The sequence below is a fragment of the Amycolatopsis sp. NPDC102389 genome (assembly GCF_044765885.1).
GTDB lineage: Bacteria > Actinomycetota > Actinomycetes > Mycobacteriales > Pseudonocardiaceae > Amycolatopsis.
The window spans coordinates 74,168-100,928 of record NZ_JBIWKX010000024.1; the positions used below are offsets into that span (position 1 = coordinate 74,168).

A 26,761-nucleotide genomic window follows, 5' to 3' on the forward strand; every position below is an offset into this window, starting at 1 on the left:
AAGCTCCTTGAATAGCAACGAAATCAGGCGTCGATGGCGTCGCGGTCGACGCGGTCGGAGGATTCGACCAGCCAGTTGCGGCGCGGCTCGACCTTCTCGCCCATCAACAGTTCGAGCGCGTTCTCCGCGGCTTCGACGTCGTCGAGGGTGATGCGGCGGACCGAGCGGGTGGCGGGGTTCATCGTGGTGTCCCACAGCTCGTCGGCGTCCATCTCGCCGAGACCCTTGAACCGCGGCACCGGCGTGACGATCTGCTTGCCCGCCCGCTCCAGCTCCGCGAACTTGGTCTCCATCTCCTTCTGGGTGAAGGTGAAATGGGTTTCCGGGTTGCGGCCCTTGGTGACCAGTTTGTGCAGCGGCGGCATGGCGGCGTACAGCCTGCCGTCCTCGATCACCGGCCGCATGTACTTGGCGAACAGCGTGATCAGCAGCGTCCGGATATGCGAACCGTCGACGTCCGCGTCGGCCATCAGGATCACCCGGCCGTAGCGCATGGTCGACAGGTCGAACGTGCGGCCGCTGCCCGCGCCGAGCACCTGCACGATCGAGGCGATCTCGGCGTTCTTCAAGGTGTCGCCGAGCGACGCCTTCTGGACGTTGAGGATCTTGCCGCGCAAGGGAAGCAGCGCTTGGTACTCCGAGACACGCGCCATCCGCGCCGAACCGAGCGCGCTGTCACCCTCGACGAGGAACAGCTCACTGCGGGCGACACCGGTGGTGCGGCAGTCGACCAGCTTCGGCGGCATCGCCGCGCCTTCGAGCGCGGTCTTGCGCCGGGCGGCGTCCTTCTGCTGCTTCTGGGTGAGCCGGACGCGTGCCGCGTCGACCACCTTCTGCAGCACGATCTTCGCCTCGGACTTGGTCTTGCGCTCTTCGGTCCAGGAGCGGATGTGCTTGTCGACGACGCCCTGGATGACGCGGGTGATCCCGGCCGTGGACAGCTCGTCCTTGGTCTGCGAGGTGAACTGCGGCTCCGGCAGCCGGACGTGGACGACCGCCGTCATGCCTTCGAGCACGTCCTCGACGGTCGGCATGTCCTCCTTGGGCTTGAGCAGCCCTCGGGTTTTGGAAATGGCGTCCTGCAAGGCTTTCAGCACCGCGCGGTCGAAACCGCGGCGATGTGTGCCGCCGTGCACGTTGCGGATGGTGTTGGTGAAGCACTCCACCGTGCGCTCGTAGCCGGTGCCCCAGCGCAGCGCGACCTCGATCTCCGCGTGACGCACCACATTGGACTGCATGACCCCGCTGGCGTCGGCCGCGTTCTCCTTGTACGTGCCCTCGCCGTTGATGATCAGCGTGCCGCAGACGGGTTTCTCGCTGTCCGGGGCGAGGAAGTCGACCATGTCGGCGAGGCCGTTGGGGAAGTGGAAGGTCTCTTCGCTGATCGCGTCGTCGACGGCGGTGCGCAGCACGTACGTCACGCCGGGGACCAGGAACGCGGTGTTGCGCATCTTCGCGCGGACGCCCTCGACGTCGAGCGCGGCGCCGCTCTCGAAGTAGCGCGAGTCGTACCAGTACCGGATCGACGTGCCCGAGCGCTCGCCGCGCTTCATCTTCCCGGTGACGTTCAGCCCGGACTTGCGGGTGAACTTCGCCTTCGGGCCGGGGCCGTCGAACACGCCGGGGACGCCGTGCGCGAACGACATCTGGTGGACCTTGCCGTTCTGCTTCACCGTGACGTCGAAGCGGTGCGACAGCGCGTTCACCGCCGAAGCGCCGACGCCGTGCAGGCCACCGGAGGTCTTGTAGCCCGAGCCGCCGAACTTGCCGCCGGCGTGCAGCCTCGTCAGCACCAGCTCGACACCGGACAAACCGGATTTGGCGTGCGTGCCAGTGGGGATGCCGCGGCCGTCGTCGTCGACCTGGACACTGCCGTCGGCGTGCAGGGTGACCACGATCTTCGTGGCGTGGCCCGCCACCCCCTCGTCGGTCGAGTTGTCCACGACCTCGGAGAACAGGTGGTTGATGCCGCGGCTGTCGGTGGAGCCGATGTACATGCCGGGGCGCTTGCGGACCGCTTCCAGACCCTCGAGATGCGTCAGGTCGTCGGCCCCGTACAGGGTCTCAGCAGTCACTGGGTACTTCTCCTGGAGTCGTGGCTCGCGAACTAGCTCGTGGAGGTGGTGTTCAACGCGACACCGTACTGGAGGATATCCGCCCCCTCCGACAGCTTCGTTCTCCCGAGCCCCGGGTGTGGCGCATCACCCTGTCCCGATGGGCGGGTCACGGCTGGGGAAAGCGACTTCCTCCGGGCTTGGATGAGGCGTTATCGTTCCCGGTGTCACAGGGTGACGGGGGGAAGAAGGTGACCGTCGGACTCGGTCCCACGCGCGTCTCGATCGTACGACGCGTCGTGAGTCTTTGGTATTTCGTGGTGGTCGCCTTGTCACTCGGCATGCTCTCCCCACTGGCCTTCGTGCACGCCGCCTTGCGGCTGCGCCGGGCGATCGTTTGGCTGTACGCCCTGGCCTACGCCGTGGTGTCCGGCACGATGCTCTACGCGCTCGCGCGGTCAGGGGAGGGGAACGACACCGAGATCGCGTTCGGCTACCTGTGGTTCTTCGGCACGATCCTCTTCGTCACCGTGTCCTGCGTCCACCTCGCCCTGTTGCGGAAGAAGATCCTCTATCCGCCGCCGACGGTTTGGGTCGAGTCCGGCATGCACTGCGGGTTGTTCTCGATCGACATCGCCGGATTCGGTCAGGTCGGGCGCAGCAGCGAGATCTTCGTCCAGGTCCGGCGGATGCTCTTCGGCGTGCTGGCCGACGCCTTCGAGGCCAGTGGGATCGCCTGGGACGTCTGCCTGAAACGCGACACCGGGGACGGCATGATCGTCGTGGTCCCGCCGCATTTCCCGAAGTTCCGGCTGGTGTACCCGCTCCTTTCCCGGCTGGCCGCCGAACTGGCCCGGTACAACGTCGGCGCGGCTCCCGGCCTGCGGATCCGGGTGCGGGTCGCGATCCACGCCGGCGAGATCGCGCTCGACGAGTACGGCGTGACGGGACGGCCGAAGGTGCTGCTCGCCCGGCTGCTCGATTCGAGGGTGCTGCGGGACGCGCTCGCCGAAGTGCCGGCCGAGTCACCCGTGGTGGTGCTCGTCTCGGATCGGTTCCACGAGGACGTCCAGGACCAGGGCGGCCCCGGTCTCGACACGATGAGCTACCGGCAGGTGCTCGTGCACGAGAAGGAGACCGAGGTCCGCGCCTGGCTGCACGTTCCGGATCCGCTGTTCAGAGTGCTGCCGTGAGGACGTCCAGCGCGCTGTGCTGACGGGCGGCGTCGATCTTGTCGGCCGGTCCCGCCCAGCGCAGGCCGTGCTGATCGAGCGACGTGCGGTTGTTCGCGATCGTCGAGTTCGCTTGGCGCGTCAGGTAAGCGCGGTACGGCCTGCCGGACAGGGCCCGGTCCAGCTCGCCGAGTCCCCTGGCGTACGCGCCCTTGAACGACGGCCCGTCGGCACCGCAGTCGCCGGATTCGCACGGGTCGCGCAGGATGCCGTTCGAGTGCAGCAGTGACGTCGTGGTGGAGGCGTCCGCGAGTCGCCGCGCTGTGGTGAGCAGGGCGGCGTCACCGGTCGCTCGGTTCAGTTCGACCAGCGCGCCGAGGACGATGCCCTGGTTGTAACTCCAGACGGCCTGCCCGTTGTTGGCGCAGGAGGAGTTCAGGCCGTCGTTGACCAGAGCGTTCCCGTTGATCATGCCGCTCGCGCGGAACCAGTCCCAGACTTCGCGTGCCCGCCCGAGCTGCCGTGTGTCGCCGGGGAGCCGATTGTGCAGTGATGCTGCCACTTTGACGTACAGCTCGTTGGTGACGGCGTTCTTGTACGTCTTGGCCGTCGACCACCAGAGTCCGCCGCCGCAGGTCCCGTCGCGGTAGGAGTACATGTATTCCGCCGCGATGACGGCGGTGTCGAGGTAGCGGCGATCCTTGGTCAGGTCGTAGGCGCGGATCCAGGCGAGCGCCCACCAGCCGGTGTCGTCGATGTATTCGTTCGTGAAGTTGCCGCCGCGGTTGCGGTCGAAGGTGTTGGCGATGGCGTAGCGGTAGTTCTGCGAGCCGGTTCTGGTGCTGTAGTCGAGGATCGCGGTGAGCGCGTTCGCCGAGTTCCACCAGCCCGTGGTCTGCCAGAGTCCGGTGCCGTTGTCGTAGAACTGCATGAGCGCGGTGGCGGCGGCTTCGGTGCGGCCGTTCGCGGCGACCGTGGTGCGGAACCACGGCGTGCAGGCGATTTCCGGCCGGTTGCTCGCCTTTCCGCAGGCGCGCAGGGCGCCGAAGCGGTGGGTGGCGGGGTCGTCGACGTTGAACATGAGGGTCCGCCAGCCGCGTTGGCCGGACGGGATCCTGGTGTCGCCGATCCGGCTGTCCCCGGACCAGGTACGGCCGCCGTCGAAGGAGCGGTCGAGCCAGACTTCGTCGCCGGGGTCGCCGTTGGCGATGCTGCCCCAGCCCATGTCGTCCCCGTCGGAGAGGTGAAGCGTGATGCCCCGGCCCCAGACGGTCGTCGTGCCGGGTCTTCTTTCGCCGACGGCCAAGGCGGGGTCGCGGCTGTCGCAGTACTTGGCGCAGATCGTCGCCGAGACGGTGGGTCCGGGAGTGGTGGTGGCCGGCGTGAGAGCGAATGTCAACGTTGTCACAAGCAGGGAGGTGAGCCACATGGATTCGAGTGTGGGGGCGGTCACTTTCCGGGCCGATCAAGTCACCCTTTCAGCTCGCGCCGATGGTCTGGAATACTTCTTGCGCGCGTGAGGTTGAACGCTCAAGCAACGTAACCCCGGCCCAGGGAGCAGGTCATGCAGTTCGGAATCTTCACGGTGGGCGATGTGACGACCGACCCGACCACCGGGGAGGCGCCCAGCGAATACGAGCGGATCAAGGCGATGGTGCGGATCGCGCTCAAGGCCGAAGAAGTCGGCCTCGACGTCTTCGCGACCGGCGAGCACCACAACCCGCCCTTCGTGCCTTCTTCGCCGACGACGATGCTCGGCTACATCGCCGCGCAGACGTCGAAGATCATTCTTTCCACCTCGACCACGCTGATCACCACGAACGACCCGGTGAAGATCGCCGAGGACTTCGCGATGCTGCAGCACCTCGCCGACGGCCGCGTCGACCTGATGATGGGGCGCGGCAACACCGGCCCGGTGTACCCGTGGTTCGGGCAGGACATCCGCCAGGGCATTCCGCTGGCGATCGAGAACTACCACCTGCTGCACCGGTTGTGGCGCGAGGACGTGGTCAGCTGGTCCGGCAAGTTCCGGACGCCGCTGCAGGAGTTCACCTCCACCCCGCGGCCGCTCGACGGTGTTCCGCCGTTCGTGTGGCACGGTTCGATCCGCAGCCCGGAGATCGCGGAACAGGCCGCCTACTACGGCGACGGTTTCTTCGCGAACCACATCTTCTGGCCGAAGGAGCACTTCCAGTCGCTGATCAACCTGTACCGCGAGCGGTACGAGCACTACGGGCACGGCAAGGCGGATCAGGCGATCGTCGGGCTCGGCGGCCAGGTGTTCCTGCGGCCGAAGTCGCAGGACGCGGTGCGGGAGTTCCGGCCGTACTTCGACAACGCGCCGGTGTACGGGCACGGACCGTCGCTGGAGGAGTTCACCGAGCAGACGCCGCTGACCGTCGGCAGTCCGCAAGAGGTGATCGACAAGACGCTGACCTTCCGCGAGCACTTCGGCGACTACCAGCGTCAGCTGTTCCTGATGGACCACGCCGGACTGCCGCTCAAGACCGTGCTGGAACAGCTCGACCTGCTCGGCGAGCACGTGATTCCGGTGCTGCGCAAGGAACTCGACTCGCTTCGCCCGGCGCACGTGCCTGAGGCTCCCACTCACGCTTCTCTTCGTTCGGAGGTGACGGTATGACCACGATCGCAGTGGTGACCGCGGGATTGAGTCAGCCGTCCTCGACCCGGCTGCTCGCGGACAAGCTCGCCGCGGCGGTTTCTTCCGCGCTGCCGGAGGTGGAGATCGAGGTGATCGAACTCCGCGACCTGGCCATCGACGTCACGAAGAACATGCTGGCCGGATTCCCGTCGCCGGCCCTGCGCGCGGCCATCGACACGGTGACCGCCGCGGACGGCCTGATCGCCGTGACGCCGGTGTTCACCGCGTCGTACAGCGGGCTGTTCAAGTCGTTCTTCGACGTGCTGGACCAGAAGGCGCTCGACGGGAAACCGGTGCTGATCGGCGCGACCGGCGGAACCGAACGGCACTCGCTGGTGCTCGACTTCGCACTGCGCCCACTCTTCGCCTACCTTCGCGCCGAGCCTGTCGCGACAGCGGTGTACGCGGCTTCGTCGGACTGGGCGTCTCCAGGGGATCTCGACACGCGGGCTTCGCGGGCGGGGCGGGAGTTCGCCTCCCGGCTGTCCTCGTCGGAGGGGGCGGTCGAGGCTCCGGACAGCGGGTTCGTGCCGTTCGAGCAGCTGCTGCGCGCGGGGGAGTGAGCAAGGGACCTTTGCTACCACTGCGCAGGCCGCGATGCCCCCAATGTGGCATTGGAGACGTTGAGCGTCCCCAATGCCACATTGGGGGCAGCCTGCCGGTGACACGATGACGCGTGTTCAGAGGGTCGGCCAGATCGGCCGGATCTCGATGGTCGCGAACTTCGTGACCGGATGCTTCGACGCCACCTCGATGGCCTCGTCGAGATCGGCGCACTCGATCAGGTCGTAGCCGAGGATCTGTTCCTTCGTCTCCGCGAACGGCCCGTCCGAGACGAGCAGTTCGCCGTCGCGGTGGCGCACGGTGGTCGCGGTGGCCGCCGACCGGAGCCTGCTGCCGGACAGCCGCACTCCGCGAGCGGTCATCTCGTCGACCCATACCTGGGTCCGCTCGTCCAGCGGGTCGTCGCAGTCGTCGGCGCCGGGGAACGGAGTCCCGCAGATCAGCAACATGTAGCGCATAGGTCCTCCTTGGGCTGAACTGTTCATCACCCCGACGAACGGTCTCGTCCGAAACAGACAGGTCGGTGTCACCCTGCCAGGACCGGCGCTTTTCCCTCGCGACCGGCACAATCGAGGGAAGGGACGACGGCGAGGAGACGACGGTGGGCATCGGAAAACCCGTGAAGCAGGCACTGATCCTGGTCGCGGGCGTCATTCTCCTGGCGGTCGGCATCGCGCTGCTCGTGCTGCCCGGACCCGGGTTGCTGCTGGTGCTCGCGGGGCTGCTGGTGCTGGCCTCGGAGTTCCCCGTCGTGGAGAAGTACGTCGATCCGATCCGTGACAGGGCGATGAAGGCCGCTGAGGACAGCGTTTCGTCGCCGCTGCGCATCGCGGGTTCGGTGCTGGCTGGGCTCGGGCTGCTGGCCGCGGGAATCGTTTGGGGGTTCAGGCTCGTGCCCGGCCTGCCGCTCGCGGGCTGGAGCACCGGGTCGAGCCTGATCCTTTCCGGGCTGATCCTGTTCGCTTTGCTGATCTGGAGTTACAAGCGGGTGCAAGCGCGGAGGGCCGCGAACGCCGAATAACAGCCGGGTGGTCTGGTACCGTGCGCCGCGTGGCCCCCGAATTCCAGCGCGCACGGCGGCCGGAGCAGGTCGAGGCCCGGCGGGCGACGATCCTCGGCGTGGCGCGCGAACTCCTGTCCGAGCGGCCCGTGTCCCGGATCAGCTTGCGGGAATTGAGTGACCGGGTAGGCCTGGCGAAGTCGAACGTGTTGCGGTACTTCGACAGCCGAGAGGCGATCTTCCTGGAAGTCCTCGACTCGGTGTGGGTCTCGTGGCTTGACGAGCTCGAAGGCGAGCTGGGCGCTCCTGACGGCACGAAGCGTGGGTACGAGCGAGTCGCGGCCGTCATCGCGACGTCGATCTCGCGGCAGCGGCTGTTGTGCGAGCTGATCAGCACGATGGCCGCCGTACTGGAACGCAACATCTCCGTGGAGACCGCCCGGACGTTCAAAACGCGGGCCGGTGAACGGACCGAACGGCTCGCCGAGGTCGTCCGCGCTCAGGTCACGCTGGACGCCGAAGCGGCCGGACATTTCGCGAAGGCCGTCTTCATCCTCGTCGCGGGACTGTGGCCCTACGCGAACCCAGGCGAGGCCGTGGCGACGGTCCTGGCCGAACGCGGAGCGCCCGCCGGCCACGCCATGTTCGTCGACGGATTGACCGAGGGGCTGGCGAACCAGCTGGTCGGCCTGGCTGTTCGTGCAGGTCAGAGGCCCGAGTGGTAGCAAAGGTCCCTTGCTCCCTTCCCGCACGCGCCGCGGCGACGGACCCTGCATAAAGTGAGCGGAACCCACTTGCACAAGGAGCGATCATGAGCCCAGGCGGCACCCTCACCCTCGGCGATCTCACGGTGAGCCGGATGGGCTACGGCGCCATGCAGCTGTCCGGTCCCGGCATCTGGGGCCCGCCGAGCGACCGCGACGCCGCGATCGCCGTCCTCCGCGAGGCGGTCGAGCTGGGCGTGACCCATATCGACACCAGCGACTTCTACGGTCCGCACACGACCAACGAGCTGATCCGCGAGGCGCTGCACCCGTACCCGGACGAGCTGCACATCGTCACGAAGGTCGGCGCGAAGCGGTCTCCGGACAAGGGCTGGCCGTCGGCGCTCTCGCGGGAGGAGCTGACCTCCGCGGTCCACGACAATCTGCGCAACCTCGGCCTCGACGTCCTCGACGTCGTCAACCTGCGGCTCGCGGGGGAGCACGGCGTCTTCCCGATCCCGGTCTCGATCACGGAGCCGTTCGAGGTCCTCGCCGAGCTTCAGCAGCAGGGCCTGATCCGGCACCTCGGCCTGAGCCACGTCTCGGCGGAGCAGGTCAAGGAAGCGCGCGCCATCGCGCCGGTCGTCTGCGTGCAGAACGAGTACAACGTCGCGAACCGCGCCAACGACGGGCTCCTCGACGCCCTCGCGGCCATCAACATCCCCTTCGTGCCGTACTTCCCGCTCGGCGGGTTCACGCCGCTGCAGTCCGGCGTGCTCGACGACTGCGCTCGCCGGGTCGACGCGACGCCGATGCAGGTCGCGCTCGCGTGGCTGCTCCAGCGGTCGCCGAACACCCTGCTGATCCCGGGCACCTCCTCGACGGCGCACCTGCGGGAGAACGTCGCCGCCGCGAAGCTTGAGCTGCCCGCGGACGTCCTGGCGGACCTCGACGCCCTCGCCTAGCGGGTCCGTGAAGGCCTCCTTCACTACCTTGAGGGTAGGGAAGGAGGCCTTCACGGACTTTCACAGGACATCCCGGCGCCGCAGCAGCCAGCCGCCGAGACCGGCGAAGACCACCAGGTAGCCGGCCACCACCAGCGTCGCCTGCGAAGCACCGACGAGTTCCCCGACTCCCGGCGTCGCGCCCGAAGCCCCGAGCGACGCCGCCAGCGAACCGGCGTTGGCCCCCGGCAGCGCCAGCTGGAGCGTGCCGACCCAGTCCACCAGCGGGGCCGCGACCCCGAACAACAGGTTCTGCACCACCAGCAGCCACACCAGGCCGAGCCCGATCGGCAGCGCGACCCCGCGCATCGCGATGGCGAGCGCCGCGCCGAGTGCCGCCCAGGTCATCGCGATCAGCCAGCCCGCGCCGATCCCCGTCAGCAGTGAGCCGATCGACGGCCAGTTCATCGGCTCGCCTTCCGAAGAGGCGATGAGCGCGCTCGTGACCGCGCCGGTCGCGAAGCTCGTCACCACGACGGTCAGCGACGCGACGGCCAGCGCGAACAACTTTCCACTGTAGACGGTCAGCCGCGAAGGTCCTTGTGTCAGAACGGTCTTCCACGTGCTCCAGCCGTATTCGGTGCCGACGGCCAGCACGCCGAGCACGAGCAGGATCGCCCCGAGGAACACCGGCAGCCCGCCGATCGAGTTGCCGACCAGATTCGCCGGAAGTGTCGCGGCCAGCCCGCGATCCGTACCGGGTGCCCCGCTCGACGAACCCGCCGCGCCCGCGAGCGGAAGCAGGTAGGTGAAGGTCAGGCCGAGTACGACGGCGATCCCCAGCATGAACCAGTTCGCCGGACGCCGGACGAGTTTCGCCAGCTCGGCGGCGCAGCTACCCCACATGACCTGCCACCTCTCCGGTGAGCTCGAAGAAGACCTGTTCCAGATCCCGTTCGCGGACGTGCAGTTCACGCACCGCGATCCCTTCCGTGACGAGCTCGCGGTTCAGCCACGACGCGCGTTCCGGGGCGACGGTCAGATCGAGACCGGTCCCGCTCTCGCGCACGTTCTCCTCGCCGATCCAGCGCCGCACCAGGCCGGCGGCGCGCACGATCTCGTCGGACTCGATGTGCAGCACCGTGCCGCCGCGGAGTTCGGCCACCGTGTTCTCGGCGACCAGCCGACCGTGCGAGACGACGCCGACGCGGTCGCAGATCTGCTGGACCTCGCCCAGCAGATGGCTCGACAGCAGCACGGTGCAGCCCTGGGCGCCGAGCCTGCGGATCAGCACCCGCATGTCGGCCATCCCGGCCGGGTCGAGCCCGTTGGTCGGCTCGTCGAGGATCAGCAGCCGCGGGTCCTTCAGCAGCGCCGCCGCGACACCGAGCCGCTGCTTCATGCCGAGGGAGTACGTCGAGTACCGGTCCTTGCCGCGATCGGCGAGGTCGACCATCGCGAGCACCTCGCCGACGCGGAGCGGATCCGTTCCGCTGTAACGGGCGAGCACCTTGAGATTGTCCGCGCCGGACAGGTACGGGTAGAACCCCGGCGATTCGATCAGCGCGCCGACCCCGGCCAGATCACCGGGTGGCCGGCCGAACAGCCGGACGCTGCCGGAAGTCGGCCGGACGAGCCCCAGCAGCATCCGCAACGTCGTCGTCTTGCCCGCGCCGTTCGGGCCGAGGAATCCGTAGATCTCGCCGGGCAGCACGGTCAGTTTCATCCGGTCGACGGCGAGCTGCTCGCCGTACCGTTTCGTGAGTTCGTCTGTGTCCACGGGAAGGTTCATGGTGACGAATGGTGTCCCGCGGGAGGGCCGCGTCACATCCGTTCACGAGCGGCACTTCGTGTACGTCGCCCGACGTAGCCGGATGGCCGGAATCCTGCGACATCTGTCGAAAACACCGGTACCGGGCGTCGCGGTGACGATCATAGGCTCGGTGGCGTGTCGAAAATCCTCTTGATCCTCCACGTGCTCGCGGCCGTTATCGCGGTCGGCCCGGTCACCGTCGCGGCGAGCATGTTCCCCGCCGCCGCGCGCAAAGCGTTCGCCGAACCGGGTTCCGGGCTGTCCGTGCTTCGCGCGCTCAACCGGATCTGCCGTGTCTACGCGATCTTCGGGATCGCGGTGCCGTTCTTCGGGCTGGCGACGGCGGGCAGCATGCGGGTTTTCGGCGACGTGTGGGTGATCGTGTCGATCGTGCTCACCGCCGCGGCCGCCGGCGTGCTGGCGTTGCTGGTCCTGCCGGGGCAGAACGCGATCCTCGCCGCGCTGGACGCCGAGCCGCCGTCGGCGCCGGTCACCGCGGGGCGGGTGGCGATGTACACCGGGATGTTCAATCTGCTGTGGGCCGTGGTGACGGTGCTGATGATCGTGCGGCCCGGGTCGACCACCGGCGCCTGAAAGACTCGTGAGTGGTAAGTGTCGTTCTAACGACACTTACCACTCACGAGTCTTTGGCTACGCGCTCAGCAACTGATTGAAGAACGCCCGGTAGCGGCGAAGCGCGATCCGCAGGTCCTCAGTGGCTTCCGCGGTGGCCGGTTCGCCCTGGCTCCAGGCGGATTCCAGCTCCTTCTTGTGGTCCGCGAAGGTCGTGGCCAGGTTCTGGATCACCACCGCGACGAGTTCGTCGGCCTCCTTGACCGCTCGTCGCGGATCGTCCACAAAGGCAGTCTGGATGTCTTGCCAGCTGTCGCGGAACCTGGCGACGTCATCATTTTCGAACAACGTCTGCGCGTCGTCTTCGGTGGCGCGACCGGAATCGGTGGCCACCAGGTCCTCGGTGCTCAACGCCTGCCTGGTGTCGCCGTCAGTGATCCGATCCTCGTCGAGCCGTTCCGTTCCCTCGGTTTCCGGGGGCCTGCTTTCCATGGCTTTCCGCTCCTTCGCCGGCATCGGTCAACAGATCTTCGAACACTTCGCGGTAGTGCTTCATCGCTTCCCGCATGTCCTCTGTGGACATTTCGGATTCCCGGTGGCGTACCAAGGTGTCGTGCCCGGCGCGGTAGTGCCGCAACGCGTTCGCGTGCCGGACGGACAGATCCGCGAGCTGCTGGTCATACCCTTCGGTCGGGTAGCCGCGCTCGGCCATCAAGGAGACCAGCACCCGGTCCGCCTCGACGACGGCACCGGACGGGCGATCGACGAACTGTTCCTGGATCAGCGCCCATTCCTGCGCGTACCGGTCCTTTGTGGTCGCCGGCAACGGCCGGATGTCGAGATCCGAATGTCGTTTCACCCGCGACGAAAGCTCACGTTCGGCTTCCCGCGGAGTTTCGTGTTCCTCGACGGCCCGGTCGTATTCGGGCCCGAACGTTTCGCGCAATCGCCGCCTGCGTCGTCCTTCGATGACGAACCAGGCGGCCGCTCCCACCACCAGGATCGCGGCGATGACGATGATGATGACCAACCACGTGGGCATCGTTATCTCCTCCGGATATTCGCCGGTCAACCCCCGACAGGCGGCGAGTTCCCCTGCTTTTCTGGCCGGAAACCCTTGTGTCACAAGAAGTTTTGGATCTTAGGCCGGATGGCGCAGTGGAATGATCTCAATTCGCCGTCGGCGCGGCGGGCGATACGGCCGGATGGCGCAGGTCGTGAGGCTCGCTAACCAAGCGTCCCCCTTTTGGGTGCCGCCGATGACTCAGTGTAGGTAAAAACTCCCGATCACTGCTCCGTTGTGGCACTATTGCCCCGTTCGCAGGAAGAGGGCCTGCGAACAGAGGGGTCGCCGTAATGGGGCCGCTTGGTAAGACAAAGAAAGATCATCAGGGGAGGAGATCGTCAAAATGTCGACGCCTACGGATGTCAAGGACCCCATCGGCGAGGAGGAGCCGGTCGACCCGGCTCAGCCCAAGCCCGACCTGCCGCAGCACGAGCACAGCCCGGACTGCGAGCACTACCGCGACAAACTGCTCGCATGCTCGGGTGGCTGCATCCAGACCCCGCCTCCGACGTCTTGATCGCGTGAGCCGGAAGACTACGGCCGCTCGTTGGGGTATTCCCTGACGGGCGGCGGTCTTTCGGCTACCGGTTGTGCTGTCATAGATCAGTGATCGTAACAGAACTCGGGGTGGCCGAGGCCATCGACAAGGCGCGTGCCCTGCAGCGGGCGGGGGTCGACGCGGTCTGCTCGGGGCGGCCGCGTGAGGGGCTGAAGCTCCTCCACCGCGGCATGTCGGTGCTCGACTCGGTCGACCCGGACGATGAGCCCGCCCGGTGGGAATGGTCGTCCGCTCGTATCCGGCTCACGAATTCGCTCGTCGCACTGGGGGTGGAGACAGGGGGTGAGGTCGCGGCCGGTCTCGCCGAACTCGACGAGGTGCGGTCGCTGCTCGACGGGATCGGCGATCCGAAGCTGCGTGCGGAGCTGAGCGGCGCCATTGACCACAATTACGGGCTCATGCTCATGGCGGTGGGCAGAAATGAAGAAGGCATCGCTTACTTCGACGACTCGATCGAGCACAAGGAATTCGTGCTCGCTTCGGCGGCCGACCCGGTCCCCTTGCTCGGCCCGTTCCTGGGCACGATGATCACCCGTGGGCTCGCGTATACGCGGTTGGGCGATGTCGGCCGCGCTCGCGAGGACCTGGCGCGGGCGATGGACATCGCGGAAAAGTACGAACTGCGGCAGCAGGCGGCGGATGCGCGGCGGCCTCTCGGCTCGCTCGAGCTGCGGATCGGGAACGTCCCCATCGCACTTCGGCTCTACGAAGAAAGTGAACGGATCTACCGGGCGCTCGACGTCGAGATCCATCCGCTCCTGCGTCTCGAGCAAGGAAAGGCGCTGCTCGCCGCGGGACTGGCGGAAGAGGCCGCGGGTCACCTCGACGACGTGCTGATGGTGATGCACGAGCAGACCAGTATCAGCCGCGATCTCGCCGACGTGGAGCTGTTCCGTGCTTCCGCCGCGCTGATGAGCGACGATCTCGAACTCGCCCGCTCCTACGCCGCGTCCGCACGCCGCAGAATGCTCCGCTGGGGCTGCCAGACCTGTGTCGCCAACGCGACCATCGTCGGCCTGCGTGCCGACGTGCAGGAAGCCTTGCGCACCAACGAAATACCGCCAACCCTGACGTCGCGCGCGCTGCGTGCGGCGAACGGGATGCCGATGCCGCGCCTCGCCGATCAGGCCGCGCTGGCGCGGATGCTGGCCGTCCGGGTCGAGCTGCGGAAGGGAAAACACAAACGCGCCGCCGAACTGCTCGCGCGGATTCCGCGGCCCGGGCGGCTGACTTCCGTCGATTATCGGATGTTGCGCAGGCTTTGCCGTGCGGAACTCGCGATCGCCGAGGGGGACAAGACCAAGGCGCTGGCGGAGATCCGGGTAGGGCTCACCGAACTCGACCGCGTCCGCGACCGGATGGGCGGCATCGAGCTGGTGTCCGGTACGGCGCTGCACGGCAGGGAGCTGGCGGATCTGGCGGTCAAGATCGTGCTGGAGCGGGCCGACGCGGCCCGGTTGTTCGGCTGGACGGAGCGGACCCGCGCGCAGAGTTACCGGTACGAGCCGGTCGTGACGGGCGATCCGGAGCTCGCCGAGCGGGTCGGCGAGGTCCGGGGGCTCGATCAGGCGATCCATCAGGCGCAGCACGAGGGGCATTCGACGGCGGCCTTGCGCGCGAAACACAGTGAGCGGTTGCGCGAGGCGCATCGGCTCGGGTGGCATACGGGGCGCTGGGGCAGGCCGCGGCCGGTCGCGCGGCTCGCGGAGGTCGCCGGAGAACTGGGCGAACGCGCGCTGGTGAGTCTCGCGTCGTCAGGGGACGACCTGGTGGCGATGGTCGTCGTCAGCGGGCAATGCGAACTGGTGCGGCTCGGTTCGGCCGAGCGGGCGGCGGAGTCGGCGCGGATGCTGAACGTCGATCTCGACGCCCTCGCGCCGGATCGCTTGCCGGAGCCCCTGGTCCGGTCGGTGCTCGGGTCGGCGCGGAAACAGGCAGAACGGCTGGACGCCCAGCTGATCCGGCCGCTGGAAACGCTGCTCGGGGACCGCGGCCTGGTCGTCGTGCCGACCGGCCCGTTGTTCGCCGTCCCCTGGGGAGTGTTGCCGGCACTGAGGTCGCGGCCGATCGTCGTCGCTCCGTCCGCGACGGCGTGGCTGGGCGCGGAGCGCTCGGCGGTGTCGCGCGCGCGGAAGGTGGTCCTCGTCAGTGGCCCCGGCCTCGTCGGGACCAGGGGTGAGCTGGAGAAACTCGCGACGCATTACCGGACGGCGCATACGCTGGCCGGCCCCGAGGCGACCGTGTCCTCCGTTTTGCGCGCACTGGACGGGGCGAAGCTCGCGCATATCGCCGCGCACGGCGCGCACGAACCCGAGAACGCCTTGTTCTCCCGGCTGGAACTGGCCGATGGCGCGCTCTTCGCGCACGAGATGGCCGGTCTCGCGCAGCCGCCGTCACAGGTCGTCTTCGCGGCGTGCGAACTGGCGCTGAACCGGATCCGTCCCGGCGACGAGGTCCTCGGTTTCGCCAGCGCGTTGCTCGCGAGCGGTTCGCGGACGGTGATCGCGCCGTTGAGCCGAGTCGGTGACGAGGCCGCGGCGGCCGCGATGGACGATTACCACCGCGGCCTCGCGGGTGGGGCCGGGCCGGCGACGGCCTTGGCGGACACCGTCGCCGTTGATCCGTTCCGGCGACCGTTCGTCTGTTTGGGTGCGGGCTGAGCGCCCGGCTTGACAATCCCTGTTCGATCTTCACGACTCCAAGTGCCCGGTTGGTTACTCTTGACCGAGTCGTCTGAACCAATTATGGTCTAGACCACATTCGCCTGCTCGGCGCTTCGGCGGATGTGTCCCGACCTTCATTGGTATTTCGCTCGCTGTGGCCCAGGAATCTCGAGTCCGCGGTGGGTGTAGAGATGGGAAAAGGGGTAGGCATGAGCTTCAAACGACGGCTTTTGACCCTGGCGGCAGGTGCGGCGATGGTGCCGGCGGCACTGGTCGCGATCCCGGCGGGCACCGCCAGCGCGCACGGCTACGTTTCCTCGCCTGCGAGCAGGCAGGCGCAATGCGCCCAGAACACCGTTTCCTGTGGCTCCATCAAATGGGAGCCGCAAAGTGTCGAAGGCCCCAAGGGTCTCATGAGCTGCAACGGCGGTGTCGGCCGTTTCGCGGACCTCAACGATGACAGCAAGGGCTGGCAGGTGCATTCCCTCGGCCGTACCACCACGTTCCGGTGGACGCTGACGGCTCGACACCGCACCAGCACCTGGGAGTACTTCGTCGACGGCGCCAAGGTCGCCAGCATCAACGACAACGGCGCGCAGCCGGGCGCCACGGTCACCCACAGCGTGAACCTGCAGCAGAGCGGGCGGCACAAGATCCTCGCCCGCTGGAACGTCTACGACACGGCGAACGCGTTCTACGCCTGTATCGACGCCAACATCAGCTAAGGGCGGCGTGCGTGAGCGGTGATGACGGCTCCGGCCGTCGTTACCGCTCACGAGGCTTTTATGTCAGGCTCGTCCCATGTGCGAACGGGACGGCGTCAAGCTGACCAACCTCGACCAGCCCTTGTTCGAGGGCGTGACCAAACGCGAGCTGGTGGACTATCTGGACGCCGTCGCGGACCGTCTCGTCCCGGTGCTGGCTAACCGGCCGCTTTCGGTGATCCGCATCCTGCGCGGCCAGGGCCCGTTCATGCAGAAGAACCTGCCCAAGTACACGCCCGACTGGGTGAAGCGGTACGGGATGTGGGCGGAGACGTCGAAGCGGCAGGTGTCGTACGCGCTTTGCGACGACCGCCGCACGCTGTTGTGGTTCGCGAATCAGCGCGCCGTCGAGTATCACCCGACGTTGATGACCGCGGACGCCGACGCGGGGCCGACCCATCTCGTGCTGGACCTGGATCCGCCCGCCGGGGACGATTTCGCGCACGTCGTGAAGGCCGCGGTGCTGGTGCGGCAGGCGCTCGCCGATTCCGGGCTCGTCGGGACGGTGAAGACCAGTGGTTCCAAGGGAGTGCACATCTTCGTCCCGCTCGTGCCGGGACAAGGCTTCGAAGACGTCGCGGCCGCGACCCGCGCGCTCGCCGCCCGTGCGGAGCGGCTCGATCCGTCGCTCGCGACGACCGCGTACATCGTGGAAGACCGCGAGGGGAAGGTGTACCTCGATCCGACGCGGGCGGGCGGCAACACCGTCGCGGCGGCGTACAGCCCGAGGCTGCGGCCAGGGCTGACGGTGTCGTTCCCGGTGTCCTGGGACGAGCTCGAAAACGTGGTTCCCGCCGATTTCACCGTGCGCACGGCGCCCGATCTCCTGGGCGGCAAGGATCCCTGGGCCGAGTCGATGCCGGAGCCGCAGGCCCTGCCCGCAGACCTCGTCGAGCAAGGACACACGATCCCGATCGCGCGGGTCGTGGCGATGCACGAAGGGAAGCGCCGGGCGAGGGCACGCGACCGGAAGGACTGAACGCCCACGGCGCCACGGCGTTTTTGTGTACCTTGGACCGCGCTGGGGGCGGGCGAAGGTACTGGGGGCTTTCGTGGGAAAGATCGATGCCGACGTGGTGATCGTGGGGGCCGGTCCGGCGGGGCTCGTACTGGGAAACCTGTTACGGGCCGCCGGAATCGACTGCTTGATCCTCGAACGGCAAAGCCGTGAACATGTCGAAAACCGGGCGAGGGCGGGTTTCCTCGCCGCGAACAGCGTCCGTGTGCTCACCGAGAACGGGCTCGCCGCCGGGCTGATCGAGAAGGGCGCGAGGCACGACACCTGCGCCTTCCGCAATGATCAGGCCGAATTCGAGCTCAAGTACAGCGAGCTCGGGAACGGCGAGGTGCACACCGTTTATCCGCAACAGTTCCTGGTCACCGACCTGATCGCGGAATTCCTCGCCCGCGGCGGGGAGATCAGGTTCGGCACCGAGGTCACCTCCGTGTCGGGGATGGACGCGACGGTCATCGCCGATGATCTTCTGTTGCGTGCCAAGTACATCGCCGGCTGCGACGGCAGGCGCGGGGTGTCGCTGAGATCCGTCCCCGCGCGGGTCTTCCGGCGGGATCACGACATCTCGTGGCTCGCGATCCTCGCCGAGGCGCCGCCGAGCATGTCCGCGATCGGCTACGCGATCCACGAACGGGGATTCGCCGGGCATATGGCGAGGACGCCGACGGTGACACGCTATTACCTCGAAGTCCCGCGTGGCGAGGATCCGGAGGGCTGGGGAGACGACCGGATCTGGGACGAACTGCACCTGCGGATGCGAGCCGACCGTTACGGCGAGCTCAAACGCGGCGCCATCATCGAGCGCCGGATCGTGGACATGGCCTCGCGCGTGATGGACACGATCCAGCGGGGGAACCTGTTCCTCGCGGGGGACGCGGCGAGCCTCATCAGCCCCGCCGCCGCGAAGGGCGCGAATCTCGCGCTGATGGAGGCCGAGATCCTGGCGCACGCGTTGATCGAAGCCCACACCGCGAACGACAGGACGGCGCTCGATCGCTACTCCGCCGAATGCCTGCCGAGGATCTGGCGTGCGCAGGAGTTCTCGCTCTGGATGATCAACCTTCTGCACGGCCCGGCGGGATACGACGACGAGGCCGTCTTCCAGCGGGCGCTGCGGGACGCGCGACTGGAGAGCCTGCGGGTTTCCCGTGCGCATCAAGACTTCTTCGCCGAGAACTATGTGGGTATCTGAACCGATCGCTCGTCGCGTCCGTATCCCGGTAAGAGGGCCTTCGCGGAGTGGAAAGGACGAACGACGATGCCGGTACGCATTCGCTGGACGCCGTTGAACCCGCATCCCGACCGTCCCCGCCCCGCGGACGAACCAGAGCCGGAACCGCTAGCCCGCGCGGACGGAGGGCGGTGCGGGCCGCTCGACGCGGAGGAGCCGGACGCCGCCTGAGCGGTGTCTCCCCGGCTCCTCCTCGGTGACGAACCGCAGCGCCCCGGTGACCTCGCGGGTCACCATCCGCGCGCTGTGCCAGCCCGCCGGGACCCAGCCTTCACGCAGGGCCCGGCGTACCTTTTCGGCCCTTTTGACGTGGCGGGCGAACGAATGCCGCCGGATGACGCGCCCGCGTGCGACTTGGCCCGCGCGGGCGTCCTCCGGGGCGACGTCGAGCCACAGCAACCGGACCGGGCGGCGGCTCAGCAGGCCGAGTAGGGCCAGCAGGCCGCGGGTGGTGGCCCTGGTCGACGGTTCGTGCACGACGAGCGGGCCGCCGTCCGCCAGTGCGGAACGGACGACCCGCGCGCGATGCCAGAGGTGGACCAGCGGCCGGTAGATCCGGTACGGCAGCGCGGGAGGCAGCCGTTCGCGCAGCCGCGCGCGGACCTGGTCGGAATCGAGCACCGGTAGCGCGCCGGTCGCCGCCCGGGACAGCAGGGTGGTCTTGCCAGCCCCGGGAATCCCCGCCACCACCAGCAGGTCGCGACGGCCGAGCCGGAGTGCGATGCGATCGGTCATACGGCGTCAACGACCCGGCCGATGATAAAGGTTCCTTTACCTTGATCGGCACAGGTCAGGCCGTCACCCGCGTTCCCGGCAGCGCCGTCTTGTCCGGCAGCAGCGTCCCGCCCTTGGTGAGCCACGCGACGCCGAACGCGAGGATCGCCACCGACTCCAGCCACAGCGCCGGATACAGATCCTTCGTCAGGTCGTCGAACACCAGCCCGCAGAGCACGATCAACGCCAGGCACACCAGCATGATCACGCCCGAGGCGACGTACAGCCGGTTCCGTTCGGGTTTGCGGGCGCCGGGGATCTCCTTGTCCGACTTGGTGAACAGCACGATGCAGAAGAACGCCAAGGTGAGGAAGAAGACCGCGGCGAAGCCGAGATGCAGTGAGCCGATGATCTCGTCCGTGCGATCACCGTTCGCCGGTGTCGTGGGGAAGAGCGCCACCCCGACGGCGGCCACCGCCGCGATGTTCCCGGCGATGTCGTCGACCCGGCCGTAACCCCGATAGGACAACAGGAAGACGCCGATGGCGCACATGACGCCGACCCAGACGTCACGCATCCCCGAGTAGTAGTAGCCGCTGATCGAATTGAGCAGGCCGCCACCGTCGACGACCAGCTTCCCGAAGACCAGCACGAAGGGCAGCCCGATCCCGAGGAAACCTATGGCGCGTCGCAAGAACAGGTAGTTGCGGACGAGGTTGTCGGATGCCGTTCGCGCGCTCATGGTCGCCTCCGTGCTCAGCGCTTGTCGCTACTGGGAAGTATCGACCAGCTGAGCACGGAGAATGACGTTTCGTGACGACGTTGAGACCGTGTGTTATCGAATTGCTCGCTAGGCGGTTTCCAGTACGACGGCCGCGACGTACCCGCCCATCCCGATCGACGTCTTGACGGTGAGCCCGCTTTCCGGCCGGGACGGCCCGTCCATCAGCTGCGGATGCCCGTCCGCCACCGGTTTCGGCGCCGGGATCAGGTCCCGCTCCGCCGCGAGGCAGATCGCCGCGATCTCGGTCAGCGCGCTGCCCGACTGGCTGTGCCCGGTCAGCGGTTTGATCGAGTAGATCCCGGTCTCGCTGGGGAAGACCGCTTCGAGGATCTGGGATTCCGTGCGGTGGCAGAGTTTCGTCCCCGTTCCGTGCGCGTTCAGGTAACGGACGTCCGACGGTGCGGCGGCCGCGTTCTCGAGCGCGCCGGTCACCGCCTCGATCGCGTTCGTCGAATCGGGGTCGAGAGCCATCGCGTTGTGCGCCTCATGGGTCATTGCGCCGCCTCGCAGCGTCGCGTACGCGTCGGTCTTCCGCTGGGTGAGCACCACCGCGACCGCGGCCTCGGAGAAGGTGAAACCCTTTGTGCCCTCTTGGAAAGGACGGCAGGCCTCGAGCGGGGGCAAGTCGGTGACCGCCACCCCGCAGTGCACGAAGTTGCGCACCATCGGCCTGGTCGCGGACAGATCGGTGGTGACCACGACGACGTCGTCGGCCATGTCCGCGTCCAGCCACATCTTCGCGGTGAGCACGGCGGCGCTGCCGGTCGCGCACATCGCGGACGTGGCCATCGAAGGGCCGTGGAAGCCGAACTCCGCCATGAGCGTGGCGATCGGCGTCGAGGGCATCATGCCGATGAACTCGCGCCGGTACATGAGCTGTTCGCCGAGTTCGGTGAGCCTGTCCCAGGTGCGCAGGTCTTCGCGGACGCCGCCGGAGATGACGCCGACCCGGCGTCCGGGCGTCCAGCCGCGCGCGCCGGCGTCTTCGATCGCCTCGCGTGCCGCGGCGAGCAGGGCGCGGGCGTGCAGGCTGCCGTCCCGCGCCTTGCCGCCCTCGGCGACGTGTGCGACCCAGCCGGGCAGATCCGGGGTTTCTCCGAAGCCTTCGGTGAATTGCGCGCAGGGAACGCCGCTCGCCAGGCCCTCCCACAGGGATTCGCGTCCCCAGCCGTAGGCGGTTACGGCGCCGATGCCGCAGATGTCTGTTTTGCTCCGCACGTGTTTCCCTTCAACTACATTCAGTCAACGCCAGGGTGGAATTGCCGCACCGATCAGCTGTCCGGGGAGGACGGCTACGTCGATTTAGTGATCTAATCGGAAGCTACATCAGTCGAGTAGGGGGTTTGGATCAAGATGGATCCTGACGATCTCGACGGTGGGACTCCCGACACCCACCGGCCCTCGGATCAGGATTCCTCGCCAGCGAACGGCACCGCGACCCGCACGGTGGGAAAACCCGGCCGGCACGCGTCGCTCGTCCGTTTGCTGACCGAGTTGTCCACCGAGAGGGATCGGCGCGGCGAACCCGCGCTCGCCTTTCTCGGTCAGGGGTACCGCCTTTTGGAGCAAAACTCCGACGGCGGCGCTTTGGGAACGCAATATCTCACGATGGTGGAAGCGAGCCCTTACGGGATCTGTGTCCATCAGCGGGGCAAAGTCGTGTTCGTGAACTCGGCCACCATGCGCTTCGTCGGCGCGAAGGTGTCGACCGAGATCATCGGGATGCACATCACGGATCTGGTCGACGCGGGGTCGCAGGACGCGCTGCTGGCGCGGATCGGCTCGCTGGAGTCGCCCGGCTCGTTCAGCGAACCGACCGAGATGACGCTGCGGACCCTGCAGGGCCACGGCGTCGCCGTCGAATCGCAGGCGGTGCTCACCACCTGGGAGGGCAAACCCGCGTATCAGGTGATCATGCGCGACCTGACCACGCAGAAGGCGGCCGAGGCGGGCCTGCGGTTTCAAGCCGCGCTGGTCGGCCACGCGAGCGACGCGATCATCGCGACCTCGCCCGACGGGCTGGTGACCAGCTGGAACCCGGCGGCCGAGGCCGTCTACGGGCACGACCTCGACGAGGTCATCGGCGTCCCGGTGGCGGAGGTCGTCGGCGCGCCGATGAGCCCGCGGCAGGTCGTCGCGGCGGGCGGTGTCGTGCAGGCGACGCATTACAGCGCCGACGGCACGGCGCTCGCGGTGCGCGTCTCCGCGGCCGAAATGTTCGACGGATACGTGCTGCTGTGCGCCGACGAGACCGCGCAGCGCCGGGCCGAAGCCGAATTCGCCACCGTCGTCGAGACGCTCGACGAAGGAGTGCTGCTGGTCAGCCCGGGTGGACGGATCGAGCTGGCGAACTCCGCGGCGCACCGGATCGCCGGGGTGCCGCCGGGTTCCCTGGTCGGGCTGGAAAGCCGGACGCTGCGGCTGCACGACGAGAACGGCGTTCCGGTGCCCGTCGACGATCTGCCGTCCGCGCGCGTGCGGCGGTCCGGAAAGGTCGAGACCGGGCGGGTCGTGCAAGTGCGGCGGCGCGACGGCGCGCACCGGTGGCTTTCGCTGACGTCGGGACCGTTGATGGCGCCGGGTCAGAGCGTGCCCTCGGTGCTGACCTCCTTCGCCGACATCACCGAACGGCGGGCGATCAGCGAACGGCTGGCCTACGAAGCCACGCATGATCCGCTGACCAGGCTCGCGAACCGCACGTTCGCGCTGAACCATCTGCGCCGCACGATCGCCGATCCGGCGCGGACGGCCACGGTGATGTTCATCGACCTCGACAAGTTCAAGATCATCAACGATTCGCTCGGGCATACCGTCGGCGACCAGGTGCTGCGCATCATCGGCGACCGGCTGCGGGCCGCCGCCGGGCCTTCGGACCTGGTCGGACGGCTCGGCGGGGACGAGTTCCTGGTCATCACCACCGGTTATACCGAAGCCGCCGAGGTGCGGGCACTGGCCGATCATCTCCAGCGACGGCTGGCCGAATCGCTCACCGTGCACGGCCGCGAACTGCATATCAATACGAGCATTGGAATAGTGATCGCCGAATCGGGCGATACGCGCAGCGCCGACGAATTGCTGGAAGACGCCGATTTGGCGATGTATCAAGCGAAAACATTCGGCCCCGGCCGTTACGCGTTCTATGCGCCGATCATGCGTAAACGCGTTCAAGACCGTTTCGCGCTGGAACAGGATCTGCGGAACGCCGTCGCCGAAGGCCTGGTCGAGACCGTTTATCAGCCGGTCGTCGATTTGCGGACCGGTGGCATGGTCGCGGTGAAGGCGAAGTCCTGTTGGGATCATCCCGTCCGCGGGCCGATCGATCCGGCGGAATTGGCCGAGCTCGCCGACGACGGCGATCTTTTGACGGTCATCGGTGCGGAGGTCCTTGCCAAGGCCGCCTGCGAGATCTCTCGATGGCGTGCCGATCATGCTGTGCACTGTAATGTGAATGTGAGCCTTTCGGTCCGCCAACTGGGCGATCCCACGTTGCTACAAGTGGTTCAGACAACCTTGGAGGGGGCGGGCCTCGGGCCGCAGGACCTGAGCCTCGACGTCGACGAGACGGCGCTGAAGGACGCGGCCGACGCCGTCGACGCGCTGCGGAAGACCGGCGTGCGGGTGACCGCGGAACGGTTCGGCGCCGGGTATTCGTCGCTCGCTCAGCTGTGCCGCCTCGATCTGAACGTGATCGAGATCGACCGGTCGTTCGTGGCCGACCTCGGGCGGTCGAGCGACGCCGAACCGATCGTCGCCGGGATCATGGCGATGGCGCACGCCGTCGACCTCGTGGTCGTCGCGGAAGGGGTGGAGACCGCGCGGCAACTGGAGGTCCTGCACGAACTCGGCTGCGATTGGGCGAAGGGGCCGCTCGTGGCGCCGCCGGGCCGGGTCGAAGACCTGAAACCCGCGTACGAACACGTTGTGCGGTGAACCGGGCGCTCACCGCGTACGTGGTCCTGGATGCGGGACCAAAGCCTCCTGTTCCTCGGGCTCTTCCCGGCGCACGCTTTGTCGGTGAAGGAGGTCCGTCGTGTCGCTTGTGTACCTGTGGCGCCGGATCCACCTCGGCCGGAATCCGCTCGCCCGCGGCGCGGACCGGGTCGAGGCGGCGATCCTCGTCGTCGGCGTCCTGATCGCGCTGCTCGGTGTGCCGCTCGCCGCGGCCGCCGGTTCGGAGGCCTACGCGACCATGATGGCGCGCTCGGCCGTCGAGACGGCTTCGCGTCACTCGACGACCGCGTTCCTGCTCGAAGACGCTCCGTCGGCGCGCGTTGGTGTCGATGGGACGCCTTCCGCGGAGACCGCTCGGGTGCCGGCTCGCTGGGCGCTGCCGGACGGGGGCTTTCGGGAGGCGCCTGTCATCTCCGATCTCGGCGCTTCGGCGGGGGAGGCGGTGACCGTGTGGCTCGACGAGTCCGGTGCCGTGACCGGGCCGCCCGTGCTGCCGCTGGACGCGACCAGTACGGGGATCGGCGTCGGGGTGGGGGTGTGGCTGGGCGCGGTGACGCTGCTGGCGGCGGGGTATCTGACGGCTCGGCACCTGCTGGACCGGGCGCGGTCGGCGGCTTGGGACCGGGAGTGGGAACGGTTCGGGCATGAGTCGCGGTCTTGAGTCTTGGGTTGCTTGGGTGGTCCGTGAAGGCCTCCTTGAGGGACCCAGAGTCCCTCAAGGAGGCCTTCACGGACAGGCGGCCCCTCGTGGGGCGCAGTTGGTCGACTAACTGCGGAATGTGGGCGCTGACCTGCGGGAAAGCGCGAAAGTGGTAGCAAAGGTCCCTTGCTCCCCGCGGGGTCGACTTGTCTCTGTACCTACTAGTATGTACGGTCCAAGGCGTGGACAAGAGGGAACAGCTCATCGAGAGCACCCGCGAGCTCCTGTGGGAACGCGGCTACGTCGGCACCAGCCCGAAGGCGATCCAGGAACGTTCCGGCGCCGGTCAGGGCAGCATGTACCACCACTTCCAGGGCAAGTCCGAGCTCGCGCTCGCCGCGATCGCTCGCAGCGCCGACGATCTGCGCGCCAGGGCGGAGGCCGAGTTCTCCGGTCCCGGCACGGTCGTCGAGCGCGTCACCGTCTACCTGCGCCGCGAGCGCGCCGTGCTCAAGGGCTGCCCGGTCGGCAGGCTCGCCCAGGATCCCGACGTGATGGCCGACGCGGATCTGCGAAAGCCGGTCGAGGAGTTCTTCGGCTGGCTCACCGGCCGTCTCGCCGAGCTGCTCGACGAGGGGCGCGAGGCCGGCGAACTCGACCAGAAGCTCGACCCGCTCGCCACCGCGACCGCGCTGGTCGCGGTGCTGCAGGGCGGGTACATCCTCGCCCGCGCCGCCGGCTCCCCGGACGTGTTCGCGAAAGCCGTCGACGGCGCTCTCGGCCTGCTCGCCACCAAGGAGAACTGACATGCCCTTCGTCCGTATCGACGCCGTCGGGACCGACACGCTCGAAGCCCTCGGCAACGCCGTCCACGACGCGATGGTCGACGCGCTCGGCATCCCGGCCGACGACCGCTTCCAGGTCCTCAACGGCCAAGGCACCCTTAAATACGACGACTACCTGGGGATCCACCGCGACGAGGGAGTCGTGTTCGTCGCGATCACCATGCGGAGGGGGCGCACCGACGAGCAGAAGAAGGCCCTTTACCGGCGGATCGCGGAACTCGCCGAGGAGTACGCGGGGACCGAGCCGCGGAACGTGCTCGTCACGATCACGGAGAACGAGCCGATCGACTGGTCGATCGGGAACGGCGAAGCGCAGTACGCGTGATCAGGCGGGTGCGGCGGCGAAGGCGTGCTGCTCCAGCAGCCACCACGTGTCGCGTCCGAACGACCAGGTCAGCAGCGCCAGCGCGCCCAGCGTGACCACGAAACCGGCCCAGAGCGGCAGGATCGTCGAGGCCACCGCGACCAGCACGATGCCCTGGACCGCGGCGACCGTCTTGCGCGCCAGGCTCGGCGGAAGCGGCGTGTTCAGCCACGGCCACAGCCTGCTCGCGGCGACGAAGACGTAGCGCATCGCGCCGATCGTGAGCACCCACGGGCCGAGCGACTGCGCGACGACCACGCTCAGGATCAGGATCAGATACGCGTCGACCTCCATGTCGAACCGCGCGCCCAGCGGCGACGCCGTTCCGGTGCGGCGGGCGACCTGGCCGTCGACGGCGTCCAGGGCGAGCGCGACCGACGCGAGGACGACCATCGTGACGATCTCGCGGCCCGCGGTGTCGACGACGAGCGCGGTCACGCAGCCGACCAGCCCGGACCGGGCGAGCGTGACGGCGTCGGCGGGGCCCAGGGAGCGCGCGGTGCTCCGGTTCAGGCCGTAGGTCAGGAATCCGCCCACGGCGAGGCCGTAGGCCGCTCCGGTGAGCCAGCCCAGCGGGCCCAGCCCGGCGACGGCGTCCAGCGTCCCCAGCAACGCCAGCTGGACGAGGACCCCCAGGAAAACTCCGGGGTTGATCACGAGGCCTCCTCGTTATGGTGGC

Annotated in this window: 27 protein-coding genes; 16 read left to right on the forward strand and 11 right to left on the reverse strand. The window is 67.9% G+C overall.

From position 1 onward, the window contains the following. Positions 1-23: 23 nt before the first annotated feature. Positions 24-2,075, reverse strand: a complete 2,052-nt coding sequence (locus ACIRGA_RS21340; protein ID WP_400943406.1) for a type IIA DNA topoisomerase subunit B — start codon at positions 2,073-2,075, stop codon at positions 24-26. A gap of 278 nt (positions 2,076-2,353) precedes the next feature. On the opposite strand from ACIRGA_RS21340, the gene ACIRGA_RS21345 reads away from it, so the two are divergent. Beyond that, entirely contained in the window at positions 2,354-3,247 is an 894-nt protein-coding gene (locus tag ACIRGA_RS21345; protein WP_400943409.1) for a hypothetical protein, read from the forward strand. Here ACIRGA_RS21345 and ACIRGA_RS21350 read toward each other — a convergent pair. Further along, positions 3,231-4,655: a glycoside hydrolase family 76 protein gene (locus ACIRGA_RS21350; protein ID WP_400943412.1), complete on the reverse strand. Its 1,425-nt coding sequence runs from the start codon at positions 4,653-4,655 to the stop codon at positions 3,231-3,233. The genes ACIRGA_RS21345 and ACIRGA_RS21350 overlap by 17 nt on opposite strands. Before the next feature lie 135 nt (positions 4,656-4,790). Here ACIRGA_RS21350 and ACIRGA_RS21355 point away from each other — a divergent pair, with 135 nt between their 5' ends. Next, positions 4,791-5,867, forward strand: a complete 1,077-nt coding sequence (locus ACIRGA_RS21355) for an LLM class flavin-dependent oxidoreductase (protein ID WP_400943415.1) — start codon at positions 4,791-4,793, stop codon at positions 5,865-5,867. After that, positions 5,864-6,451 carry an FMN reductase gene (locus ACIRGA_RS21360; protein WP_400943418.1) on the forward strand — a complete coding sequence of 196 codons (588 nt, stop codon included), beginning with the start codon at positions 5,864-5,866 and terminating at the stop codon, positions 6,449-6,451. Before ACIRGA_RS21355 ends, ACIRGA_RS21360 begins: the two co-directional genes overlap by 4 nt. Before the next feature lie 117 nt (positions 6,452-6,568). On the opposite strand, the gene ACIRGA_RS21365 is transcribed toward ACIRGA_RS21360, so the two are convergent. After that, entirely contained in the window at positions 6,569-6,910 is a 342-nt protein-coding gene (locus ACIRGA_RS21365) for a YciI family protein (RefSeq protein WP_400943421.1), read from the reverse strand. 143 nt (positions 6,911-7,053) lie between these two features. Between ACIRGA_RS21365 and ACIRGA_RS21370 the strand changes: the two genes are divergently transcribed. The 3 genes from ACIRGA_RS21370 (at position 7,054) to ACIRGA_RS21380 (ending at position 9,121) form a co-directional block, all read left to right on the forward strand. Beyond that, positions 7,054-7,473 (forward strand): PGPGW domain-containing protein, encoded by a 420-nt coding sequence (locus ACIRGA_RS21370; protein WP_400943424.1) that lies wholly within the window; start codon positions 7,054-7,056, stop codon positions 7,471-7,473. A 29-nt stretch (positions 7,474-7,502) separates the two neighbouring features. Next, positions 7,503-8,177 (forward strand): TetR family transcriptional regulator, encoded by a 675-nt coding sequence (locus ACIRGA_RS21375; RefSeq protein ID WP_400943427.1) that lies wholly within the window; start codon positions 7,503-7,505, stop codon positions 8,175-8,177. Positions 8,178-8,263: 86 nt separating this feature from the next. After that, positions 8,264-9,121: an aldo/keto reductase family oxidoreductase gene (locus ACIRGA_RS21380; protein ID WP_400943430.1), complete on the forward strand. Its 858-nt coding sequence runs from the start codon at positions 8,264-8,266 to the stop codon at positions 9,119-9,121. Positions 9,122-9,181: 60 nt separating this feature from the next. Here ACIRGA_RS21380 and ACIRGA_RS21385 read toward each other — a convergent pair whose 3' ends face one another. Together ACIRGA_RS21385 and ACIRGA_RS21390 are read right to left on the reverse strand one after the other, a co-directional pair. Further along, positions 9,182-10,006: an ABC transporter permease gene (locus tag ACIRGA_RS21385; protein ID WP_400943433.1), complete on the reverse strand. Its 825-nt coding sequence runs from the start codon at positions 10,004-10,006 to the stop codon at positions 9,182-9,184. Then, positions 9,996-10,892: an ABC transporter ATP-binding protein gene (locus ACIRGA_RS21390; protein ID WP_400943436.1), complete on the reverse strand. Its 897-nt coding sequence runs from the start codon at positions 10,890-10,892 to the stop codon at positions 9,996-9,998. The genes ACIRGA_RS21385 and ACIRGA_RS21390 overlap by 11 nt, the downstream gene beginning before the upstream one ends. Before the next feature lie 156 nt (positions 10,893-11,048). Here ACIRGA_RS21390 and ACIRGA_RS21395 point away from each other — a divergent pair, with 156 nt between their 5' ends. After that, positions 11,049-11,507, forward strand: coding sequence for a hypothetical protein (locus ACIRGA_RS21395; RefSeq protein WP_400943439.1), 459 nt, complete (start codon positions 11,049-11,051; stop codon positions 11,505-11,507). Between the two features lie 57 nt (positions 11,508-11,564). Here the strand turns inward: ACIRGA_RS21395 and ACIRGA_RS21400 are convergent, their stop codons facing one another. Further along, the gene (locus ACIRGA_RS21400) at positions 11,565-11,978 is read right to left on the reverse strand and encodes a hypothetical protein (protein ID WP_400943442.1); all 414 of its coding nucleotides are present in this window, start codon (positions 11,976-11,978) and stop codon (positions 11,565-11,567) included. Beyond that, on the reverse strand, positions 11,917-12,528 hold the full coding sequence (locus ACIRGA_RS21405; RefSeq protein ID WP_400943445.1) for a hypothetical protein: 612 nt from the start codon (positions 12,526-12,528) through the stop codon (positions 11,917-11,919). The genes ACIRGA_RS21400 and ACIRGA_RS21405 overlap by 62 nt, the downstream gene beginning before the upstream one ends. A 367-nt stretch (positions 12,529-12,895) precedes the next feature. Here ACIRGA_RS21405 and ACIRGA_RS21410 point away from each other — a divergent pair, with 367 nt between their 5' ends. The 5 genes from ACIRGA_RS21410 (at position 12,896) to ACIRGA_RS21430 (ending at position 18,745) form a co-directional block, all read left to right on the forward strand. After that, on the forward strand, positions 12,896-13,069 hold the full coding sequence (locus ACIRGA_RS21410; protein ID WP_400943448.1) for a hypothetical protein: 174 nt from the start codon (positions 12,896-12,898) through the stop codon (positions 13,067-13,069). An 89-nt stretch (positions 13,070-13,158) separates the two neighbouring features. Next, the gene (locus tag ACIRGA_RS21415) at positions 13,159-15,771 is read left to right on the forward strand and encodes a CHAT domain-containing protein (RefSeq protein WP_400943451.1); all 2,613 of its coding nucleotides are present in this window, start codon (positions 13,159-13,161) and stop codon (positions 15,769-15,771) included. 212 nt (positions 15,772-15,983) lie between these two features. Continuing rightward, positions 15,984-16,499, forward strand: coding sequence for a lytic polysaccharide monooxygenase auxiliary activity family 9 protein (locus ACIRGA_RS21420; protein WP_400943454.1), 516 nt, complete (start codon positions 15,984-15,986; stop codon positions 16,497-16,499). Between the two features lie 76 nt (positions 16,500-16,575). After that, positions 16,576-17,517, forward strand: a complete 942-nt coding sequence (locus ACIRGA_RS21425; RefSeq protein ID WP_400943457.1) for a DNA polymerase domain-containing protein — start codon at positions 16,576-16,578, stop codon at positions 17,515-17,517. Positions 17,518-17,590: 73 nt separating this feature from the next. Continuing rightward, a complete protein-coding gene (locus tag ACIRGA_RS21430; protein WP_400943460.1) occupies positions 17,591-18,745 on the forward strand; it encodes a 4-hydroxybenzoate 3-monooxygenase in 1,155 nt (384 codons plus the stop codon). A 147-nt stretch (positions 18,746-18,892) separates the two neighbouring features. Here ACIRGA_RS21430 and ACIRGA_RS21435 read toward each other — a convergent pair whose 3' ends face one another. The 3 genes from ACIRGA_RS21435 to ACIRGA_RS21445 all read right to left on the reverse strand — a co-directional run bounded on the left by ACIRGA_RS21435 (position 18,893) and on the right by ACIRGA_RS21445 (position 21,500). After that, the gene (locus ACIRGA_RS21435) at positions 18,893-19,519 is read right to left on the reverse strand and encodes an AAA family ATPase (protein WP_400943463.1); all 627 of its coding nucleotides are present in this window, start codon (positions 19,517-19,519) and stop codon (positions 18,893-18,895) included. Positions 19,520-19,574: 55 nt separating this feature from the next. Continuing rightward, a complete protein-coding gene (locus ACIRGA_RS21440; protein ID WP_400943466.1) occupies positions 19,575-20,240 on the reverse strand; it encodes a DUF998 domain-containing protein in 666 nt (221 codons plus the stop codon). Positions 20,241-20,348: 108 nt separating this feature from the next. Then, positions 20,349-21,500, reverse strand: a complete 1,152-nt coding sequence (locus tag ACIRGA_RS21445) for a beta-ketoacyl synthase N-terminal-like domain-containing protein (RefSeq protein ID WP_400943469.1) — start codon at positions 21,498-21,500, stop codon at positions 20,349-20,351. Between the two features lie 135 nt (positions 21,501-21,635). On the opposite strand from ACIRGA_RS21445, the gene ACIRGA_RS21450 reads away from it, so the two are divergent. The 4 genes from ACIRGA_RS21450 (at position 21,636) to ACIRGA_RS21465 (ending at position 26,043) form a co-directional block, all read left to right on the forward strand. After that, entirely contained in the window at positions 21,636-24,212 is a 2,577-nt protein-coding gene (locus tag ACIRGA_RS21450; protein WP_400943472.1) for an EAL domain-containing protein, read from the forward strand. Positions 24,213-24,312: 100 nt separating this feature from the next. Next, positions 24,313-24,894 (forward strand): hypothetical protein, encoded by a 582-nt coding sequence (locus tag ACIRGA_RS21455; protein WP_400943476.1) that lies wholly within the window; start codon positions 24,313-24,315, stop codon positions 24,892-24,894. A 221-nt stretch (positions 24,895-25,115) separates the two neighbouring features. Then, the gene (locus tag ACIRGA_RS21460; RefSeq protein WP_400943479.1) at positions 25,116-25,679 is read left to right on the forward strand and encodes a TetR/AcrR family transcriptional regulator; all 564 of its coding nucleotides are present in this window, start codon (positions 25,116-25,118) and stop codon (positions 25,677-25,679) included. A 1-nt stretch (position 25,680) separates the two neighbouring features. Continuing rightward, positions 25,681-26,043 carry a tautomerase family protein gene (locus ACIRGA_RS21465; protein WP_400943482.1) on the forward strand — a complete coding sequence of 121 codons (363 nt, stop codon included), beginning with the start codon at positions 25,681-25,683 and terminating at the stop codon, positions 26,041-26,043. Here the strand turns inward: ACIRGA_RS21465 and ACIRGA_RS21470 are convergent, their stop codons facing one another. Beyond that, entirely contained in the window at positions 26,044-26,739 is a 696-nt protein-coding gene (locus tag ACIRGA_RS21470; protein ID WP_400943485.1) for a CDP-alcohol phosphatidyltransferase family protein, read from the reverse strand. It lies immediately after the preceding gene. Positions 26,740-26,761: the final 22 nt, after the last annotated feature.

What these genes read in the sequence shown, in the direction of transcription:
- ACIRGA_RS21350 (WP_400943412.1), bottom strand. Translation starts at nt 4,655, where the DNA reads ATGTGGCTCACCTCCCTGCTTGTGACAACGTTGACATTCGCTCTCACG.
- ACIRGA_RS21355 (WP_400943415.1), top strand. Translation starts at nt 4,791, where the DNA reads ATGCAGTTCGGAATCTTCACGGTGGGCGATGTGACGACCGACCCGACC.
- ACIRGA_RS21360 (WP_400943418.1), top strand. Translation starts at nt 5,864, where the DNA reads ATGACCACGATCGCAGTGGTGACCGCGGGATTGAGTCAGCCGTCCTCG.
- ACIRGA_RS21365 (WP_400943421.1), bottom strand. Translation starts at nt 6,910, where the DNA reads ATGCGCTACATGTTGCTGATCTGCGGGACTCCGTTCCCCGGCGCCGAC.
- ACIRGA_RS21380 (WP_400943430.1), top strand. Translation starts at nt 8,264, where the DNA reads ATGAGCCCAGGCGGCACCCTCACCCTCGGCGATCTCACGGTGAGCCGG.
- ACIRGA_RS21385 (WP_400943433.1), bottom strand. Translation starts at nt 10,006, where the DNA reads ATGTGGGGTAGCTGCGCCGCCGAGCTGGCGAAACTCGTCCGGCGTCCG.
- ACIRGA_RS21390 (WP_400943436.1), bottom strand. Translation starts at nt 10,892, where the DNA reads ATGAACCTTCCCGTGGACACAGACGAACTCACGAAACGGTACGGCGAG.
- ACIRGA_RS21400 (WP_400943442.1), bottom strand. Translation starts at nt 11,978, where the DNA reads ATGGAAAGCAGGCCCCCGGAAACCGAGGGAACGGAACGGCTCGACGAG.
- ACIRGA_RS21405 (WP_400943445.1), bottom strand. Translation starts at nt 12,528, where the DNA reads ATGCCCACGTGGTTGGTCATCATCATCGTCATCGCCGCGATCCTGGTG.
- ACIRGA_RS21410 (WP_400943448.1), top strand. Translation starts at nt 12,896, where the DNA reads ATGTCGACGCCTACGGATGTCAAGGACCCCATCGGCGAGGAGGAGCCG.
- ACIRGA_RS21420 (WP_400943454.1), top strand. Translation starts at nt 15,984, where the DNA reads ATGAGCTTCAAACGACGGCTTTTGACCCTGGCGGCAGGTGCGGCGATG.
- ACIRGA_RS21425 (WP_400943457.1), top strand. Translation starts at nt 16,576, where the DNA reads ATGTGCGAACGGGACGGCGTCAAGCTGACCAACCTCGACCAGCCCTTG.
- ACIRGA_RS21435 (WP_400943463.1), bottom strand. Translation starts at nt 19,519, where the DNA reads ATGACCGATCGCATCGCACTCCGGCTCGGCCGTCGCGACCTGCTGGTG.
- ACIRGA_RS21440 (WP_400943466.1), bottom strand. Translation starts at nt 20,240, where the DNA reads ATGAGCGCGCGAACGGCATCCGACAACCTCGTCCGCAACTACCTGTTC.
- ACIRGA_RS21450 (WP_400943472.1), top strand. Translation starts at nt 21,636, where the DNA reads ATGGATCCTGACGATCTCGACGGTGGGACTCCCGACACCCACCGGCCC.
- ACIRGA_RS21465 (WP_400943482.1), top strand. Translation starts at nt 25,681, where the DNA reads ATGCCCTTCGTCCGTATCGACGCCGTCGGGACCGACACGCTCGAAGCC.